Annotated in this window: 12 protein-coding genes; 3 read left to right on the forward strand and 9 right to left on the reverse strand. The window is 63.6% G+C overall.

Annotated elements, in window-relative coordinates:
• Positions 1-48: 48 nt before the first annotated feature.
• Positions 49-2,442, forward strand: coding sequence for a PAS domain-containing sensor histidine kinase (locus DFO46_RS11300; RefSeq protein ID WP_110789311.1), 2,394 nt, complete (start codon positions 49-51; stop codon positions 2,440-2,442).
• Between the two features lie 323 nt (positions 2,443-2,765).
• Here DFO46_RS11300 and DFO46_RS11305 read toward each other — a convergent pair whose 3' ends face one another.
• From DFO46_RS11305 to DFO46_RS11325, 5 genes are all read right to left on the reverse strand, one after another.
• Positions 2,766-4,706, reverse strand: a complete 1,941-nt coding sequence (locus DFO46_RS11305; protein WP_120277338.1) for a methyl-accepting chemotaxis protein — start codon at positions 4,704-4,706, stop codon at positions 2,766-2,768.
• A 132-nt stretch (positions 4,707-4,838) separates the two neighbouring features.
• A complete protein-coding gene (locus tag DFO46_RS11310; protein WP_120277339.1) occupies positions 4,839-7,796 on the reverse strand; it encodes a bifunctional [glutamine synthetase] adenylyltransferase/[glutamine synthetase]-adenylyl-L-tyrosine phosphorylase in 2,958 nt (985 codons plus the stop codon).
• Between the two features lie 55 nt (positions 7,797-7,851).
• A complete protein-coding gene (locus DFO46_RS11315) occupies positions 7,852-9,267 on the reverse strand; it encodes an ATP-binding protein (RefSeq protein WP_110790301.1) in 1,416 nt (471 codons plus the stop codon).
• Positions 9,268-9,277: 10 nt separating this feature from the next.
• Positions 9,278-10,036, reverse strand: coding sequence for a response regulator transcription factor (locus tag DFO46_RS11320; RefSeq protein ID WP_280953032.1), 759 nt, complete (start codon positions 10,034-10,036; stop codon positions 9,278-9,280).
• Positions 10,037-10,133: 97 nt separating this feature from the next.
• Positions 10,134-11,684, reverse strand: coding sequence for a Do family serine endopeptidase (locus DFO46_RS11325; protein WP_120277340.1), 1,551 nt, complete (start codon positions 11,682-11,684; stop codon positions 10,134-10,136).
• A gap of 280 nt (positions 11,685-11,964) precedes the next feature.
• Between DFO46_RS11325 and DFO46_RS23910 the strand changes: the two genes are divergently transcribed.
• Positions 11,965-12,135, forward strand: coding sequence for a hypothetical protein (locus DFO46_RS23910; RefSeq protein ID WP_183041878.1), 171 nt, complete (start codon positions 11,965-11,967; stop codon positions 12,133-12,135).
• On the forward strand, positions 12,132-12,536 hold the full coding sequence (locus tag DFO46_RS11330) for a type II toxin-antitoxin system death-on-curing family toxin (RefSeq protein ID WP_120277341.1): 405 nt from the start codon (positions 12,132-12,134) through the stop codon (positions 12,534-12,536). The genes DFO46_RS23910 and DFO46_RS11330 overlap by 4 nt, the downstream gene beginning before the upstream one ends.
• A 6-nt stretch (positions 12,537-12,542) precedes the next feature.
• Here DFO46_RS11330 and DFO46_RS11335 read toward each other — a convergent pair whose 3' ends face one another.
• The 4 genes from DFO46_RS11335 to ccmI form a co-directional block, all read right to left on the reverse strand.
• The gene (locus tag DFO46_RS11335; protein ID WP_245422612.1) at positions 12,543-12,995 is read right to left on the reverse strand and encodes a cytochrome c-type biogenesis protein; all 453 of its coding nucleotides are present in this window, start codon (positions 12,993-12,995) and stop codon (positions 12,543-12,545) included.
• A gap of 146 nt (positions 12,996-13,141) precedes the next feature.
• Complete coding sequence (locus tag DFO46_RS11340; protein WP_120277343.1) at positions 13,142-15,130, reverse strand: heme lyase CcmF/NrfE family subunit; 1,989 nt, start codon at positions 15,128-15,130, stop codon at positions 13,142-13,144.
• Positions 15,127-15,579: a cytochrome c maturation protein CcmE gene (gene ccmE / locus DFO46_RS11345; RefSeq protein WP_120277344.1), complete on the reverse strand. Its 453-nt coding sequence runs from the start codon at positions 15,577-15,579 to the stop codon at positions 15,127-15,129. The genes DFO46_RS11340 and ccmE overlap by 4 nt, the downstream gene beginning before the upstream one ends.
• A complete protein-coding gene (ccmI, locus tag DFO46_RS11350) occupies positions 15,576-16,787 on the reverse strand; it encodes a c-type cytochrome biogenesis protein CcmI (protein WP_120277345.1) in 1,212 nt (403 codons plus the stop codon). Before ccmI ends, ccmE begins: the two co-directional genes overlap by 4 nt.
• Between the last annotated feature and the right edge of the window lie 323 nt (positions 16,788-17,110).

Below are 17,110 nucleotides of genomic sequence, written 5' to 3' on the forward strand. Positions count from 1 at the left end.
TCGGGCGAGCGGCGCTAACGAATCACACGAGGGATCGAGGCAGGGACGATGTCTGACGCGCGGCGGGCGACCGCAGCCGATGAGCGGTTGCGCACTAAATTTCCCGATGTAGGGACATATATGGGGAAGTTGGCGCGCAAGTTCAGCCTGCCGCCTGCGGGCGGCAGCGGCGTGCGGGGCCAGGCTGCCCCGGCCTCCTCCGGCTCGACATCGCAGCAGGTGGAAACCATTCTCCGCCGCGCGATCCCGGTGCTCATTCTCGCGTTCCTCGCCGTGGTTGCGCTTTCGCGCACCGTCGGCATTCTCTCCGAACAGAGCCGCATGGTCGACGCCATCCGGGTCTCGACATCGCTGATGGCCGCGACGGCGGAGGCCGCCTTCTCCGAGAAAGCCGCCTTGTTCGAGCGCGCCGACCGGGTGTCGGCAGAGCGGATACTCACGACCTATCTCGATGACGAGCTTCTGTCTGACGGCGCCTTCGTGCTGCTCGTCGACCCGGCCGGCCGGGTCTTTGCCGCCTCGCCTTCCGCCTCGGCCCAGGTCGGCCTGATGCTGTCGGCCATTCTGCCCGAGGTGACCACCATCCAGCGTTCGGTCAGCCAGACCTCGGCCAAGCGTGTCGGCGCCATCGAAACCATCTTCAACGGCCAGCCGCATTACGCCATCGTCGCGCCGGTCGGAACCGAGGGTGCACTTCTCCTCACCGCCCATTCGATGCAGGGCGTCGACAATTTCTGGCGCAGCGAGATCTCGCTCAGCGTCACGCTGTTTTCCGGCATTTCGCTGATCCTGCTGGTCATCCTCTATGCCTATTACCAGCAGGTGAAGCGCGCCCGCGACGCTGACGAGATCTTCCTCGAATCCAACATGCGGGTCGAAGCGGCGCTCGCCCGCGGCCGCTGCGGCCTCTGGGACTTCGATCTCGAAAGCCGCAAGCTCGTCTGGTCGCGGTCGATGTACGACATGCTCGGCCTCACGCCCTCGACCCAGCCGCTCGCCTTTGCCGATGCAGCCCGACTGATGCATCCCGACGACGGCAATCTCTATGCGCTCGCCCGGTCCGTCGGTCGCGGCAAGTCGCGCCATATCGACCAGATTTTTCGCATGCGCCATGCCCTTGGCCATTATGTCTGGATGCGTGCCCGCGCCCAGATCATCTGCACCAATACCGGCGATCTGCATGTCATCGGCATTGCCATGGACGTGACCGAACAGCACCGCCTCGCCCAGCGTTACGCCGAGGCCGATCAACGCCTCGCAGACGCCATCGAATGCACCTCGGAAGCCTTCGTGCTCTGGGACAAGAACGACAAGCTCGTCGCCTGGAACGGCCATTTCCAGAAAGTCTACGGCCTGCCCGACGACGTGCTGCTGCCCGGCAAGGAGCGCTCTCTGGTGCTGGCCGCTGCCGCCCGCCCGATCATCCAGCGCCGCATTGCCGACGCCGACGACGGCACCAATTCGCGGACCTCGGAAGTGCAGCTCGCCGACGAACGCTGGCTGCAGATCAATGAACGTCGCACCCGCGACGGCGGCCTCGTGTCCGTCGGCACCGACATCACGCTCCTCAAGCGCCACCAGGAACGGCTGCGCGACCAGGAACGCCGCCTGATGGCCACCATCGGCGATCTCTCCGCCTCGCAGAAAATCCTCGAGCGCCAGAAGACCGAACTGTCAGACGCCAACGAGAAATATCTCGCCGAAAAGCAGCGCGCCGAGGCCGCCAACAAGGCCAAGTCGGAATTCCTCGCCAATATGAGCCATGAGCTCAGAACGCCGCTCAACGCCATTCTCGGCTTCTCGGAAATCCTGCTCGCCGGCATGTTCGGACCGATCGGCTCCCCCAAATACGAGGAATATGCCAAGGACATCCACGAGAGCGGCAAGCACCTCCTGAATGTCATCAACGACATCCTCGACATGTCGAAGATCGAGGCGGGCCAGATGAAGATCCGCTGCGAAACCATTGATCTGTCACCGCTGATCGAGGAAAGCCTGCGCCTCACCGCCATTCCGGCGGAAGACAAGGCAATCCGCATCGAACAGAGTGTGGCGCCGGGCCTTTCGATGATCGCCGATCGCCGCTCGATGAAGCAGATCCTGCTCAACATCCTGTCGAACGCCGTCAAGTTCACCGAACCCGGCGGCCGCATCGAGCTTCGCGCCCGCAAGGTGGGCGGCAGCGTTGCCATCACCATCGCCGACACGGGTATCGGCATCCCGAAATCGGCGCTGTCCAAGATCGGCAACCCGTTCGAACAGGTGCAGAGCCAATATGCCAAGAGCAATGGCGGATCGGGCCTCGGGCTCGCCATCTCCCGCTCGCTGGTCAGCATGCATGGCGGCTCGCTCCAGATCCGCTCCCGCGAAGGCCAGGGCACCGTCGTGTCGCTCCGGATCCCCGACGTCAGCGCCAAACCGGGCCTGAAGCGCCGCGCCTGAGCACAACAATCGTGCACGATCTGCAGCACGGATCCGGCCCTCGACAGGGCCGGTTTATACCGTCACGCTCCTTGCCCGCGCCGAAGCAGCCTATCGCTTCGAGGAACAGACGAGCGGTACGTCAACCGAAGTCGCCGGCATCCGGCTCGCGGTGCCTGGTGAAGACATCAAGCAGTTCTGGCTGCGCTCCGGCTGGAAGGTCGATTTCTGAGCGGCAAGCGCGGCGTCCCGTCAAGTTCATAACAACACAAAAGGGCCGCCCGTTCCTCTGAACGGGCGGCCCTTGCTATTGGGATCAGTAGGATGTCGCGCCCTGTCGGCGCTCAGAATTCTTCCCAGCTATCGCCCTGCTTAGAGCCGCCACCCATGCCGAGCGCGCCTGCAACCTTTTTCATCATACGGCGGGCCGGAGAGGCGACAGGCTGATGGTCGGTGGAGGCCGTGACCGGGGCGCGCGGGCCATCGTGTCCGGCATTGCCGAGCTGGAACTGCGAAATCAGCTGACGCAGTCGGTCGGCTTCGGTGGCGAGCGAGGCAGAGGCTGCGGTTGCCTGTTCGACCATGGCAGCGTTCTGTTGCGTCGTCTGGTCCATCTGGTTGACCGCCGTGTTGACTTCCGACAGGCCGACCGACTGTTCGCGGGCCGAAGTCGCGATCGCGTCCAGCTGGCCGTTGATGGAAATCACGTGCTCGCCGATCACCTTCAAGGCTTCGCCGGTCGCGGTTACCAGCTTGACGCCGCTTTCGACCTCTTCCGCCGATTTGCTGATCAGGCCCTTGATCTCCTTCGCCGCCTGGGCGGAGCGCTGGGCGAGTTCGCGGACTTCCTGGGCGACAACCGCAAACCCCTTGCCGGCTTCACCAGCGCGTGCGGCTTCGACACCGGCATTGAGCGCCAGAAGATTGGTCTGGAAGGCAATTTCGTCGATCACGCCGATGATGTTGGAGATCTGGCTCGACGAGCTTTCGATCCGCTGCATCGCGTCGACCGCATTGGCGACGACCTCACCGGACTTCTTCGCCGATTCGGTGGCCTTCATCGCGACGCTGCGCGCTTCCTCGGTGCGCTTGGAAGAGTTCTGCACGTTTGTCGTAATCTGGTCGAGTGCGGCAGCGGTCTCCTCAAGCGAGGCAGCCTGCTGCTCGGTGCGCTTCGACAGGTCCGAGGCGCTTTGGCTCAGCTCACGCGAGCCGCCATCAATGGCACCGGTCGCCTGGGCCACGGCTCCCAGCGTCCGGCGCAACTTTTCGACCGCCGTGTTGAAGTCGGCGCGCAGGCTTTCGAATTCGGTGGCAAAGGGCGTGCTCAGCTGATAGCCGAGGTCACCATCGGAGAGGCGCTGGAGCCCCTGTGCAAGCCCGGTGGTCGCCTCCGCCATTTCGGCCGCCCGCTTGCGGTCAGCCTCTGCGGCACGCAGGCGTTCAGCTTCCGTCTGGCTGCGGGCTGCCTCCGCCTCGCTGGCGAGTTCGCGCGCCTTCAGGCCGGTATCCTTGAAAATCTGCACCGAGCGGGCCATCAGCCCGACCTCATCGCGGCGTTCCGTACCGTCGACATCGGCCGCAAGATCACCGCCGGCCAGCGCACCCATGGTGTCGGACAAGGAGCGGATCGGACGGACCAGCCAGCTGCGGATCGCGACGAAGCCGATGCCGAGGACGACTGCGACGGCTACGAGCACGCCGATCAGGCTGTTGCGTGCGGTTGCGTTGGTGTGATCGGTCAGGGCCACGCTGGACGTTGCTGCTGCCTCGGTCATCTTGGACGTTACGTCGGTGAATTTGGGCGCGATGATCGCAAATTGCGGCTGGCATTCCTTGAGGAAGATGTCCTGGCTGGCGAGGACAGCCGCCTCTTCCGTCGCGACACGACCCGCCGCCAGCGTGTTGGCACAAGCCTCATCAACGACCTTCAAGACTGCGGTCTTGAGGGCCGGTATATCCGCATTCGACGGGGCAGCCATGGCGGCAGAGTCGATGAACTTGGCGAAACTCTCCCTCGCGCTCTGGAACTCCTTGTCGGCCTTGTCGGTCAACTCCGCAGTCCGGGACAGCACAACGTCGCCGATCGCCGCGCGCATGTTCTGCATCGAGCGGTTGGAGCGGGCCAGATACAGTGCCGCCTTGGTTTCGCCTTCCAGCAGATTGCTGTAACTCGTGTCGATGCTCTTCAGCTGCGAGCCCGTGTAAAACGCAACGCCGATCGAGAAAATCCCGAAGACCGCCATGATGGCGATAAACTTGCCGACGATTGGTATGTTCTTCATATCTCACTTCACCTTGTGAAAGCACGACTCGGGCCGCGCGACCTCAATCTGAAGCGAACTATTCAGTGCGCATATGAATTCGATATTACTTTTTTAGATTTGCTTTATTTTTTTGCACTGGGGCGATGCTGATCAGCGGGCGGCTACGACCCGCGAAAATACCTTCCGCACCGCCTTTGCATGCCGTTTCAGCTCGGCCTCGACGGTTTTCAGATCCGGGCATTCAGCCGCGCGCACCACCCGGTCGATCAAACCGGCCGGCACCGCAGCGGGGTCAAAGGGTCCGTCAATGCAAAGCCTGATCAGTTGGGACAGGTCGGTGTAAAGCCTGAGCGCGTCCAGGCAGATATCCCGGTCGTTGGCATCGATGAGATCAGCGAGCGCCTTCAACGAGTCTGCCGTCGAGAGACCGGAGGTGGATAGGGCCAGACCGCGCGCCGGCGCCAAGAGCGCCAGATACTGGGCGATGAACTCGATATCGACCAGGCCGCCGGGAATGAGCTTCAGATCCCAGTGGTCGCGCGGTGGCTTCTCCTGCTCGATCAGCGCCCGCATCTCGCTGACATCGGTGGCGATCCTGGCCATGTCGCCGGGCGTCGAAAGCACGTCTGCGATGATCGTCCGCGCCTCGTCCATCAGGCTTTCATCGCCGCAGATCAGCCGCGCCCGCGACAGCGCCATGTGTTCCCAGGTCCAGGCTTCCTCGCGCTGATATTTGGCAAAGGCCCGCAGCCGTGTCGCGACCGGCCCTTTGTTGCCGGAGGGGCGCAGCCGCATGTCCACTTCGTAAAGCACGCCCTCCGCCGTGGGTGCAGACAGCGCAGCGATCAACCGCTGGGTCAGGCGGGTGTAGTAGCGCAGCGTGTCGAGCGGCTTTACCCCGTCGCTCTCGCTCGCATCCTCATCATGTTCATACAGCAGGATCAGGTCGACATCGGAACCTGCCGTCAGCTCGAAGGAGCCGAGCTTGCCCATGCCGGCCAGCGCGACGCGCCCGCCCGGTACCCGGCCATGCGCCGCTTCCATCTCGGCGATCACGGCCGCAAGCGCCGCCTCGACCACAAGATCGGCCAGATCGGTGAAGGCGCGCCCGGCCTGGGCGCCGCCGATCGCGCCGGTCAGCAGCCGGATGCCGATCAGGAAGCGCTGTTCGGCGGCAAAGATGCGCAGGCGGTCGAGAATGTCTTCGTAGTGGCGTGCACTGGTGAGGAAGTTCGACAGCCGCTTGCCGAGATAGTCGCGGGTGGGCAGTTCGACCAGGAGGCTCGGATCAAGCATGCCGTCAAAGACATGCGGGCGCTGGGCGATGATCTCGGCCAGTCGCGGCGCGGCCGCCATGATGTTGACCATCAGGTCCAAGAGCGCCGGGTTGTTGCCGAGCAGCGAAAAGAGCTGAATGCCGGCGGGAAGGCCTGCGAGAAAATTGTCGAAGCGCAGCAGCGCCTCGTCAGCCCGACGGCTTTCGCCGAAGGCCTTCAGCAGGTCCGGCGTCATCACGGTCAACCGCTCGCGCGCCTCGACCGATTGCGTCGCCCGGTACCGCCCGTAATGCCAGGTGCGGATCACCCGCGATATGTCCTCCGGTCGCTCGAAGCCCAGACCTTTCAGGGTCTTCAGGGTATCAGGATCGTCCTTCTGGCCGGTGAAGACGAGATTGCCCGTCGCGCTCGACAGGCCCTCCTCCTTTTCGAACAGCCGGGCATAGCGCCGCTCCACCGTCTTCAGAACCGTTTCGAGCGTGGTCGAAAAGGCCGTGGTATCGATGAAGCCCAGCATGAAGGCGATGCGCTTCAGCTCAGCCTCGGTCTCCGGCAAGACATGGGTCTGCTCGTCATGCACCATCTGAATGCGGTGCTCGACGTCACGCAGGAACCAGTAGCAATCGATCAGTTCCTCGGCGGTGGCTGCGTCGATCCAGCGGGCCTCGGCCAGCGCGGTCAGCGCCTGTTCGGTCGGCCGTAGCCTGAGGTCCGGCATGCGCCCGCCGGCGATCAACTGCTGGGTCTGGGCAAAAAACTCGATCTCGCGAATGCCACCGCGCCCGAGTTTGACATTGTGCCCCTTCACGGCAATCGCGCCGTGCCCCTTATGCACATGGATCTGCCGCTTGATCGAATGGATGTCGGCGATTGCCGCATAATCCAGATATTTGCGGAAAACGAAGGGGGTCAGTTCGCGCAGGAAGCTCTCGCCGGCCTTGATGTCGCCAGCCACCGGCCGCGCCTTGATGAAGGCGGCCCGTTCCCAGTTCTGTCCCCTGCCCTCGTAATAGATCAGCGCCGCCTCGACGGGCACGGCAAGCGGCGTCGAGCCCGGATCGGGGCGCAGCCGCAGGTCCGTGCGGAAGACATAGCCATCGGCCGTGCGCTCCTGCAGGATACGCACCAGCCGGCGCATCATCCGGCCATAGGTCTCCATCGCGTCATCGGGATCCTTCAGGATGCCGGCTTCCGGATCGTAGAAGATGACGAGATCGATGTCGGAGGAGTAGTTGAGTTCGCGGGCGCCATGTTTACCCATGCCAAGCACGATCAGGCCACTGCCCTCGGCCGGCTGTTCCGGGTTCTTCAGCGTGAGCTTGCCCGTCTCATGCCCTGTCAACAGGAGGTGGTCGATGGCGGCGGCCACGGCCGCATCGGCAATCGCTGTCAGCCAGGCCGTCGTGTCGCGGGCGGTAAAGATGCGGGCGAGATCGGCCAGCGCGGTTACGAAGGCCACCTTGCGCTTGGCGCGCCGCAGCCTTGCCATCACCTCGCCTTCGCTCGGCACCGCCGTGCCCTCTTCCGCCTGCCAGGCGGCGCGCGCCTCCACCACGGCTGCGGCCAGCAGTGGTTCCAGCGGACCGGACAGCGCCTCGACAAGGAGCGCCGGCCGTACAGTCGCGATCTCGCGCAGATAAGGAGACAGCGTGAAAGCGGCCAGAATGAAGCTGCGCAAGGGTCCGTCGCCGGACAGCATGTCGGCCAGGTCGGGCTCCTGACGGATCAGGTCCTTGACGAGCGACGTCGCCGATTTCAGCTCCGTCTGGTTCAGGGGCCGGATGACACCCTCGGCCACATCGGCCAGACGCTTCGCTGTCATTTCCGCCATGCATGCCTCCTCTGCCGCGCCCCGGATCTCTGACGAATCTGGTGGCGGACGCAGGTTAGGGCTTCATTCCGGGAAAGACCATGGTTGCCGTCAGCCCGGGATGATCCGGATGATCGCGGGTGTCTGAAAGAACCAGGCGTCCGCCATGCAGCGCCATGATCGCCTCGACCAGGGAGAGGCCAAGCCCCGTGCCGGGCTTGGAGCGGCTCTTGTCCAGCCGCACGAAGCGCTTCACCACCTCGTCGCGCTTGTCGCCTGGCACGCCCGGGCCCTCATCGGAGACCGCGATCTCCACGCCCTCGGACGAGCGGGTGACGCTGACACGAATGGTCGAGCCTTTGTCGCCCTGGCTGCCATATTTGATCGCGTTATCGATCAAGTTCGACATCGCCTGGCCGACGAGTTCGCGGTTGCCGCGCACGGAAAGTCCTGGCGCGATGTCGCAGACCATCGTCTGCCCCGCCTCCTCCGCCACCGGCTCGTAAAGCTCGGCACTGTCGGCGGCGATGGCGGAGATGTCGATGTCGGACAGTTCGGCGGCGATCGAACCCGCCTCGACGCGAGAGATCATCAAAAGTGCATTGAAGGTGCGGATCAGCTGGTCGGATTCGGCGATGATGGTCTCCAGTGCCGCCCGGCGCGCCACGCCGTCATCCTCTTCCAGCGCATCGGCCGCCTTGTTGCGCAGCCTGGTCAGCGGCGTCTTCAAGTCGTGGGCGATGTTGTCGGAGACCTGGCGCAGCCCTTCGTTCAGCTGCTCGATGCGCCCCAGCATGCCGTTCAGCGAAGACGACAGCCGGTCGAATTCGTCGCCGGAGCCGGAAACCGGCAGGCGCTGGGCAAGATCGCCGGCCATGATCTTCTGGCTGGCGGCAGAGACCCGGTCGATACGCTTCAAGGCATTGCGGCCGATGGCAAACCAGATGACCACAGCGCCGATGCCCATGATCAGCAGTGCCACCATCAGGGCCTGGCGCACCAGCAAACGCAGCTGGCTCGGCTCGCCGAGATCGCGCCCGACCAGCAGGCGGAAGCCATTGTCGAGGAAGAAGACATGGGCGGTTGCCAGATGCCGCTTGACCTTGCCCGTGTCGCTGTAGCGCTCGTAGCGGAAGGGGAATTCGGTCCAACCTTCCTCATCGAAGATGCCCGGCTGGACGGAGGCGACATTGCCGGCAAGGATCTCGCCGTTCGGCCCAGCAATCACATAGAGATTGGCCCCCGGTTGGCGGGCGCGGCGCTCCATGGTGCGCAAGAGCTGGTTGATGCCGCCGCGCTGATAGGCGCCCTGGATTTCCTGGACTTCCTGGCTCAGCGCCTCGCGCGTCTGGTTGTTGAGAATGCGCTCGGACAGCCCCGTGACGTAAAAGACGAGGAAAGCGGCGCACAGGGCAAACAGGACAATATAAAGCGCCGACAGGCGCACGGCGGTGGACCGCAGCACGACGCCCAGTCTCGACCTCCTCGGCATCAGTGCCATGTCAGCCTTCGTCCTTGATCATGTAACCCGCGCCGCGCACGGTCTTCAAAAGCGGCCGGTCGAAATCCTTCTCGATCTTCGAGCGCAGCCGCGAGACATGCACGTCGATGACATTGGTCTGCGGATCGAAGTGATAGTCCCAGACATGCTCGAGCAACATGGTGCGGGTCACCACCTGGCCGGCATTCTTCATCAGATATTCGAGCAGGCGGAATTCGCGCGGCTGCAGCAGGATTTCCCGGCCCGCACGCTTCACCTCATGGGACAGCCGGTCGAGCTCGAGGTCGCCGACGCGGTAGACCATGTCCTGTTCCGGCTTGCCCTTGCGGCGACCGAGCACTTCGACACGCGCCAAGAGTTCGGAAAAGGCGTAGGGCTTCGGCAGATAGTCGTCGCCGCCGGCGCGAAGCCCGGTGACCCGGTCGTCGACCTGACCAAGCGCCGAAAGAATGAGAACCGGCGTGTCGATGCCGCGCTTGCGCAATTCGCTGATGACGGACAGCCCGTCGCGACGCGGCAGCATGCGATCGACCACCATCACATCATAGGTGTTTTCCGAGCCCATGAAGAGCCCGCTTTCGCCGTCGCTCGCATGATCGGCGACAATGCCGGCCTCGCGAAAGGCCTTGGTCATATAGGCTGCGGCTTCCAGGTCGTCTTCGATGACAAGTATCTTCATGTGGGCGACCTTAGCGTCGGTCCCGGTCACCGTATAGCCGGTTTCACCACTTGACGGCCGTCCTTGTTCCACGATCCCCATGCTTCGTCCTTTCCCATATGGTGGCGATGCCGGACCGCCGAAAACGAAAAGGGCGCCGCCGGTCGTCGACCGCCGGCGCCCTTTGTTCACATCAGGATCAGCCCTGGTTGATCGGCAGCGCCACGAAACGGCTGCCCGCTTCCGATTCCACCTGGAAGAGCGCCCTCGTGCGGCCGTCCTTCTTGGCCTGATCGATGACTTTCTGAACGTCGGCAACCGAGGAAACCTCCTGGTTGTTGACCGAGGTGATGGTTTCGCCGGCCTTCAGGCCCTTGTCGGCTGCATCGCTGTCCGGGTCGATGTCGACGATGGCCAGACCCTTGCCACCGTCAGCGGGGCGAACGGAGAGACCGAGGCTTGCCAGTTCCTGTTCAGCGCCCGGCGCCGGTGCGGCGTCGTTCTCGGATTCGGCGCTTGCGGCCTGTTCCGCCGGCAGTTCGCCAAGCTTGACCTTCACTTCGGTCGCCTTGCCGTCACGCCACAGGGTCACATCCACCGTGGTGTCAGGGGCATAGGCTGCGATACGGCGGGCGAGATCACGCGGGTCCTTCACCGGATCGCCATTCACGGCGGTCACGACGTCACCCTGCTTGATGCCGGCCTTTTCACCCGGCGAGCCTGCCTGCGGGGCCACCACAAGCGCACCACTGTCTTCGGCAAGACCAAGGCTGTCGGCGATGTCCTTGGTCACCGGCTGGATCTGCACGCCGAGCCAGCCACGCGACACGGTGCCGGTGTCCTTGAGCTTCTCGATCACGTCCTTGGCAACCGAAGCCGGGATCGCAAAGGCGATACCCACATTGCCGCCGGAGGGCGAGAAGATCGCGGTGTTGATGCCGACCACTTCGCCGTTCAGGTTGAAGCCGGGGCCACCGGAGTTGCCGCGGTTCACAGCCGCGTCGATCTGCAAATAGTCGTCATAGGGGCCGGAGCCGATGTTGCGGCCACGCGCCGAAATGATGCCGGCCGTCACCGTGCCACCGAGACCGAAGGGGTTGCCGACGGCGACAACCCAGTCGCCGACGCGAACCTTCGAGTCATCGGCAAACTGCACATAGGTGAACTTGACCTTGGGTTCATCGACCTTGAGCAGAGCGAGATCGGTGCGGCTGTCCTTGCCGACCAGCTTGGCATCATATTCCTTGCCGTCGTTGAGCACGACCGTGAAGGCTGCGCCATCGTCGACGACGTGGTTGTTGGTGACGATGTAACCGTCTTCGGAGATGAAGAAACCGGACCCCTGCGCGGTCGGGCGCAGACGGCCTGGGCCATGGTCGCCATGCGGACGGCCAGGGCGGCCTTCTTCGGGACCGGCACCGGGGCCGCCGAATTCACGGAAGAAACGCTTCAGCGGATGATCGTCCGGCAGCTCGTCGAAACCACGGCCGCCGAAGTTGAAGGAGAAGTTGCTTTCGTCGTTGGAGGCCGGCTGCACATTCGACTGAACGCGGACGGACACGACGGCCGGGAGAACGGCCTGGACGACATCGCCGAAGCTCGGCACCTGCGGTGCGTTGACTTCGACGGGGGCCGCAAATGCCGGCGCCGCCGCAAAGGGGGCTGCGGTCAAAAGCGTTACGGCCGCAAGGCCGGCGGCGGTGGAGGACTTCAGGATAGAGCGGAAAGAGTGGCCTTTGATCTGCGACATGGGATCTACCTTCATCTGTTCTTCTGACTGGAGCCGCCAGACTGTCCGGCGGTTGGAAGCGGTGGATGAGGAGAGATATAGGCCCCGTCACGTTACGGCGAACTGTACGGCGGATGAATTGTTGGTAATCTTTGGAGATGGCAAGGGACCGTGCCGCCAGTGCAGGGCCAGCGCTCAGAATTCGTTATCTTTTCAGTCTGATACGGTGCAGAGATGCCACCCGTTCCCGCGCCGGTGGAAATTCAAGCCGATCTATCCTATGATGTTGGTGAGGTGACCGATGACCAAAACGCGCATCGATGAAAACAAGCCCAATCCGACGGCGGCAACGGACGAAAACCGTCCCACCCGCCGCCCTGCCCGCCAGCCGCAGATCAGGCCGGATGCGGAGGATGTGGTCCGGCTCGAACACGAGAGGCACAAGATCCTCATGGATCTTCTCGCCAAGTGATTCTGGAACCGGCATGGATCGAGATCCATCAGGTGATTGCTCTGAATAGGGGCGCAGTGTCGGTGACAGGCGAAAGCCACGCCGTTCTGAACACCGGGAGCCTGGAAAGCGCCGTGATGGCGCCGCGCCAGTTGTTTTTCTATGATCGCGAAGGCGATGTCGGCGTTCTGGCCTGCAAGCTGATCGTCGCCCTCTGTCGCGCCCATGCCTTCGAACAGGGCAATAAGCGTACGGCCTGGCTTTCAGGGGTGATGTTCCTGAACATCAACGGCTACGACATCCAGTTGAACAGCCGCGAAGACAACATTTTTATCGCCGAGCAGATCAATAACGTCATCACACGGCAACTCACCGAGGCAGAGTTTCTGTCTAAGCTCGATCCATTCATCGTGCCGCGCTAAAGACCATCACTCTCCGTCAAGCAACTTCCCCAGCCGCGCTTCCTCATCCGAAGAAAGCTTCGCCGACGGCTGCACCGCGCGACGTCTGGCCGACACAAATGCGACGATCAGGCCCACCAGCACCAGGGCCGCCGGTGCGCCCCAGAGCGCCAGCGTCTTCACACTCAGCCGCGGCTTCAACAGCACGAATTCGCCATAACGCGACACGACATAATCAAGCACCTGCTCGTCGCTATCGCCATTCACCAGCCGCTCGCGCACCACGACCCTGAGGTCGCGCGCCAGTTCGGCATTCGAATCGTCGATCGACTGGTTCTGGCAGACCATGCAGCGCAGTTCCGCCGAGATGGTGCGGGCGCGATGCTCGAGTGCCGGATCGGCCAGCACTTCATCGGGGTTCACGGCAAAGGCATGGATCGGCGCGAGAAGGAGGGCGAGCGTGAGGAACAGTCGGCGCAGTGTCTGGCGGCCTCGCCCCTCACCCTGACCCTCTCCCCGCAAGCGGGGAGAGGGGATGGCCGACCTCGGCGGGTTCGCCCTTCTCCCCGCTTGCGGGGAGAAGGTGGCGGCAGCCGGATGAGGGGCAGCCTTCCAAATCCAACTGATCATTCCGCAGCCTCCAGCACCGGCTTCACCGCCGCCTTCGCCCGCTTCGGCGCGCCAACGCGCAAACGACGATCCGACAGCGACACAATTCCGCCCGCCATCATCACCAGCGTGCCATACCAGATGCAGAGGATCCACGGCTTCCACCAGACGCGCACGACGATGCCGCCGTCAGCCATGGGATCGCCGAGCGACACATAGAGCTGGCTGAAACCGAAGGTGACGATGCCGGCCTCCGTCGTCGGCATGCGCCGTGCCGGATAAAGCCGCTTCGACGACCAGACATCGGCGACCGCGACACCTGCCTTGCGGATGGTGAAATGGCCCTGATCCTCGGTGTAATTCGGCCCCTTGGCAGCGCGCATGCCATCGAAGGTCAGCACATAACCGCCCGCCTCCGTCGTCATGCCCGGCTTCATTTCCACAACGTGCTCCGTCTGGAAGGTCGAGACCGCCACGATGCCGATGACGGTGACGCCAAGGCCGAAATGGGCGAGCGCCGTGCCAAAGGCCGAACGCGGCAGCCCCTTGAAGCGGCTCCAGGCGGTGGCGAACGGATGTTTGCCAAAACCCGCGCGATACCAGAGATCGGCAAGCGCCCCGCCAATGACAAAGAAACCGAGCGCGAGGCCGAAGACCGCCATCACCGGCCCGCCATGCTGCGAATACCAGAGGCCGAGCCCCAGCACGAGCGAGAGGGCTGCGGCCACATAGAGCCGCTGCAGGGCCGCAAGCAGATCGCCGCGCTTCCAGGCGAGGAACGGCCCGAAGGGCACGGCGAGCAGCAGCGGCACCATCAACAGGCCGAAGGTCAGATTGAAGAAGGGCGGGCCGACCGAGATCTTCTCACCCGTCAGCGTTTCCAGCAGCAGCGGATAGAGCGTGCCGATCAGCACGGTTGCCATGGAGACGGTGAGGATCAGGTTGTTCAGCACCAGCGCGCCTTCGCGCGAGATCGGCTGGAACAGCCCGCCGGATTTGAGGCTCGGGGCCCTCAGCGCAAACAGCGTAAATGCGCCGCCGATGAAGATGACGAGAATGCCGAGGATGAAGATGCCGCGCGTCGGGTCGGTCGCAAAGGCATGCACCGAGGTCAAGACGCCCGAGCGCACGAGGAACGTGCCGAGCAGCGACAGCGAAAAGGCGATGATGGCGAGCAACACCGTCCAGATCTTCAGCGCATCGCGCTTTTCCATGACGAGTGCGGAATGCAACAGCGCCGTGCCCGCGAGCCAGGGCATGAAGGAGGCGTTTTCCACCGGGTCCCAGAACCACCAGCCACCCCAGCCGAGTTCGTAATAGGCCCAGTAGGAGCCCATCGAAATACCCGCCGTCAGAAACACCCAAGCGGCCAAAGTCCAGGGCCGCACCCAGCGCGCCCAGGCCGCATCAATGCGCCCGTCGATCAGGGCGGCAATGGCAAAGGAGAAACAGACGGAGAAGCCGACATAACCGAGATAAAGCAGCGGCGGATGGATGGCCAAGCCCACATCCTGCAGCACCGGGTTCAGGTCCTGCCCTTCGGCCGGGATCGGCGACAGGCGGATGAAGGGGTTCGAGGTCAAGAGGATGAACAGCGTAAATGCGGTGGTGATCCAGGCCTGCACGGCCAGAACATTGGCCTTCAGCCGGTCCGGCAGATTGGCGCCAAACAGCGCCACCATGGTCGAAAACAGCGTGAGGATCAGCACCCAGAGCATCATCGAGCCCTCGTGATTGCCCCAGACGCCGGAGATCTTGTAGATCATCGGCTTCAGCGAATGCGAATTCTCGAAGACGTTCTTCACCGAGAAGTCCGAGACGACATAACCCCAGGTCAGCACGCCGAAGGATAAAGCGATCAGCAGAAACATCGCATAGGTGCCTGTCGTCGCGACACCCATCATCGCCGCATCACCACGCCTGACCCCGATCACCGGCAGGATCGAGACGACCAGGCTGGTCGCGAACGCCAGCACCAAAGCATAATGCCCGAGTTCGATGATCATTGGACCACTTCCTTGCCGCCGAGTTCAACCCCTTGCGCCTTCAGCCGGTCGGCCACGTCCTTCGGCATGTAGGTTTCGTCATGTTTGGCGAGCACCGTGTCGGCGACGAAGACACGGTCGCCCTCGCGGAACACGCCTTCCGCCACCACGCCCTGCCCCTCGCGGAACAGGTCGGGCAGAATGCCGGTATAGGTCACAGGCACTTCGCCAATCGTATCGGTGACGGTAAAGGTTACCGTCGAGCCCGCATCGCGCTTGACCGATCCGGTCTCCACCAGACCGCCCAGCCTGATGCGGGTGCCCGGCTTTACCTCGGTCTTCTGCAGGTCGCCCGGCACATAGAAATAGGCGATCGACTGGCCGAAGGCGAACATGACCAGCAGCACGGCAGCGACGATAAAACTCATGCCGCCGGCAATCACGGCCAGTCTTTTCTGTTTGCGGGTCATGGCTTCACCTCCTCGACATCCAGGCCGAGTTCGCGCGCCATGGCGACAAGCTGCTGGCCTTCGGCACCGTCAGCCGGGAAGGCCTTCAGCCCGTCCTTCAGGGCCGCCTCGGCGCGCGCCTTGTCCTTCAGCATGGCATAGGAGCGCACCAGCCGCATCCAGCCTTCAAAATTGTTGGGATCGTCCTTCAGCTTCTGGTCGAGGCTTTCGACCATGCCCCGGATCATCTGGCTGCGATCGCCCTCGGACATGTTTTGCGCCGCGGCGATATCGCCGGCCGTCGGATTGCCGGGCGCTGCCGGGTTGGCAGGTGCTGCCGGCGCCGGCGCATTGGCCAGCGGCACCCCGGCGCTGTTGGTGGCGATATGGCGGTTGATCAGATCCATCCAGGGCGCATTGGCCGGCGACGCTGCCGCAATCTCCTGGAAGGCTTTCAGCGCTTCGGCCCGACGGCCGCCCTGCTCCAGCGCCAAGGCCAGGTAATAATCGGCACGCGGATTGTTGGGCTGCATCTTGCGCGCCGCCTCGAAAGCCTCGGCCGCATCGTCGGTGACGATGCCGTCATTGCGCGTCACCAGCGTCTCGCCCAGCCCGTTCAGCCGCTCCGGATCCGCACCGAGAATGCGGATGGCATTGCGATAGGCAAGCTCGGCATCATCCAGCCGGCCGACGCGAAAATAGACCGGCGCCAGCACGTTCCAGCCATTGCCGTCGTCGGGGCTGTCGGCCAGATGCCGCTCGACCTTGGCGATCAGCAGGTTGACGTCGTCGCCGGGGTTTTCGATGCGCGCGGCCAGCGGCGCATCGGGTGTGCCGGGGCTACCGATCTCCAGGTAGCCGGCAAGCCCGATTGCGGGAAGACAGAGGAGGATGAAGGCCTGGGACAGGCGATAGCCGCTTCTGCGGCGCGGCTGTTTGCCAGCGGTTTCGGACGCGGCGAGGGCCGCATCATCGCCATCGTTTTCCGAGGACGCGCGTCCGGCCACCGCCAGCAGCCGCCGCCCGATCTCGGCGCGCGCATAAGCCGCCTCCTCGGGCGAAATCAGCCCGCCCGCCTTGTCGCGTTCGAGCTCGCGCAACTGGTCGCGATAGACGGCCGCTTCCCCCTCGTCATAACGCGTGGCGCGGGCCGAAGCGCGCAGCAGGGGAGACAGCAAAAGGACGGCAGCGGCGACCGTCAGCAAGGCGGAGAAGATCCAGAACAACATGAAACTCAATTACGGCAAGGGCGGGTGCATTCCAACTGGCAAACGGCCCATGACGCAAAGTTGAGGCGTTTGGCCGCAAACCCGATTAGCCCCTCAAACCACGCCTATCCTTGACCCAAGTCAAGTGGGGAAGCCGGGGCTGTTGTTGCCGGGGTGGGTTCCTGAACTGGCGGCCCATTGCCGCGAGGATCTTGGTCAGCGTTCGAACTGTAGCTGTCCGTCCTTCGACCGCGATTTGTAGGGGCTGCTCCGGATCAACTAAACTCGCTTCCCAATCCTTACCCATCCACCGATCTGCGGCTCAAAGACATTGCAACACACTT

Source organism: Rhizobium sp. AG855 (assembly GCF_003610655.1).
GTDB lineage: Bacteria > Pseudomonadota > Alphaproteobacteria > Rhizobiales > Rhizobiaceae > Allorhizobium > Allorhizobium wuzhouense.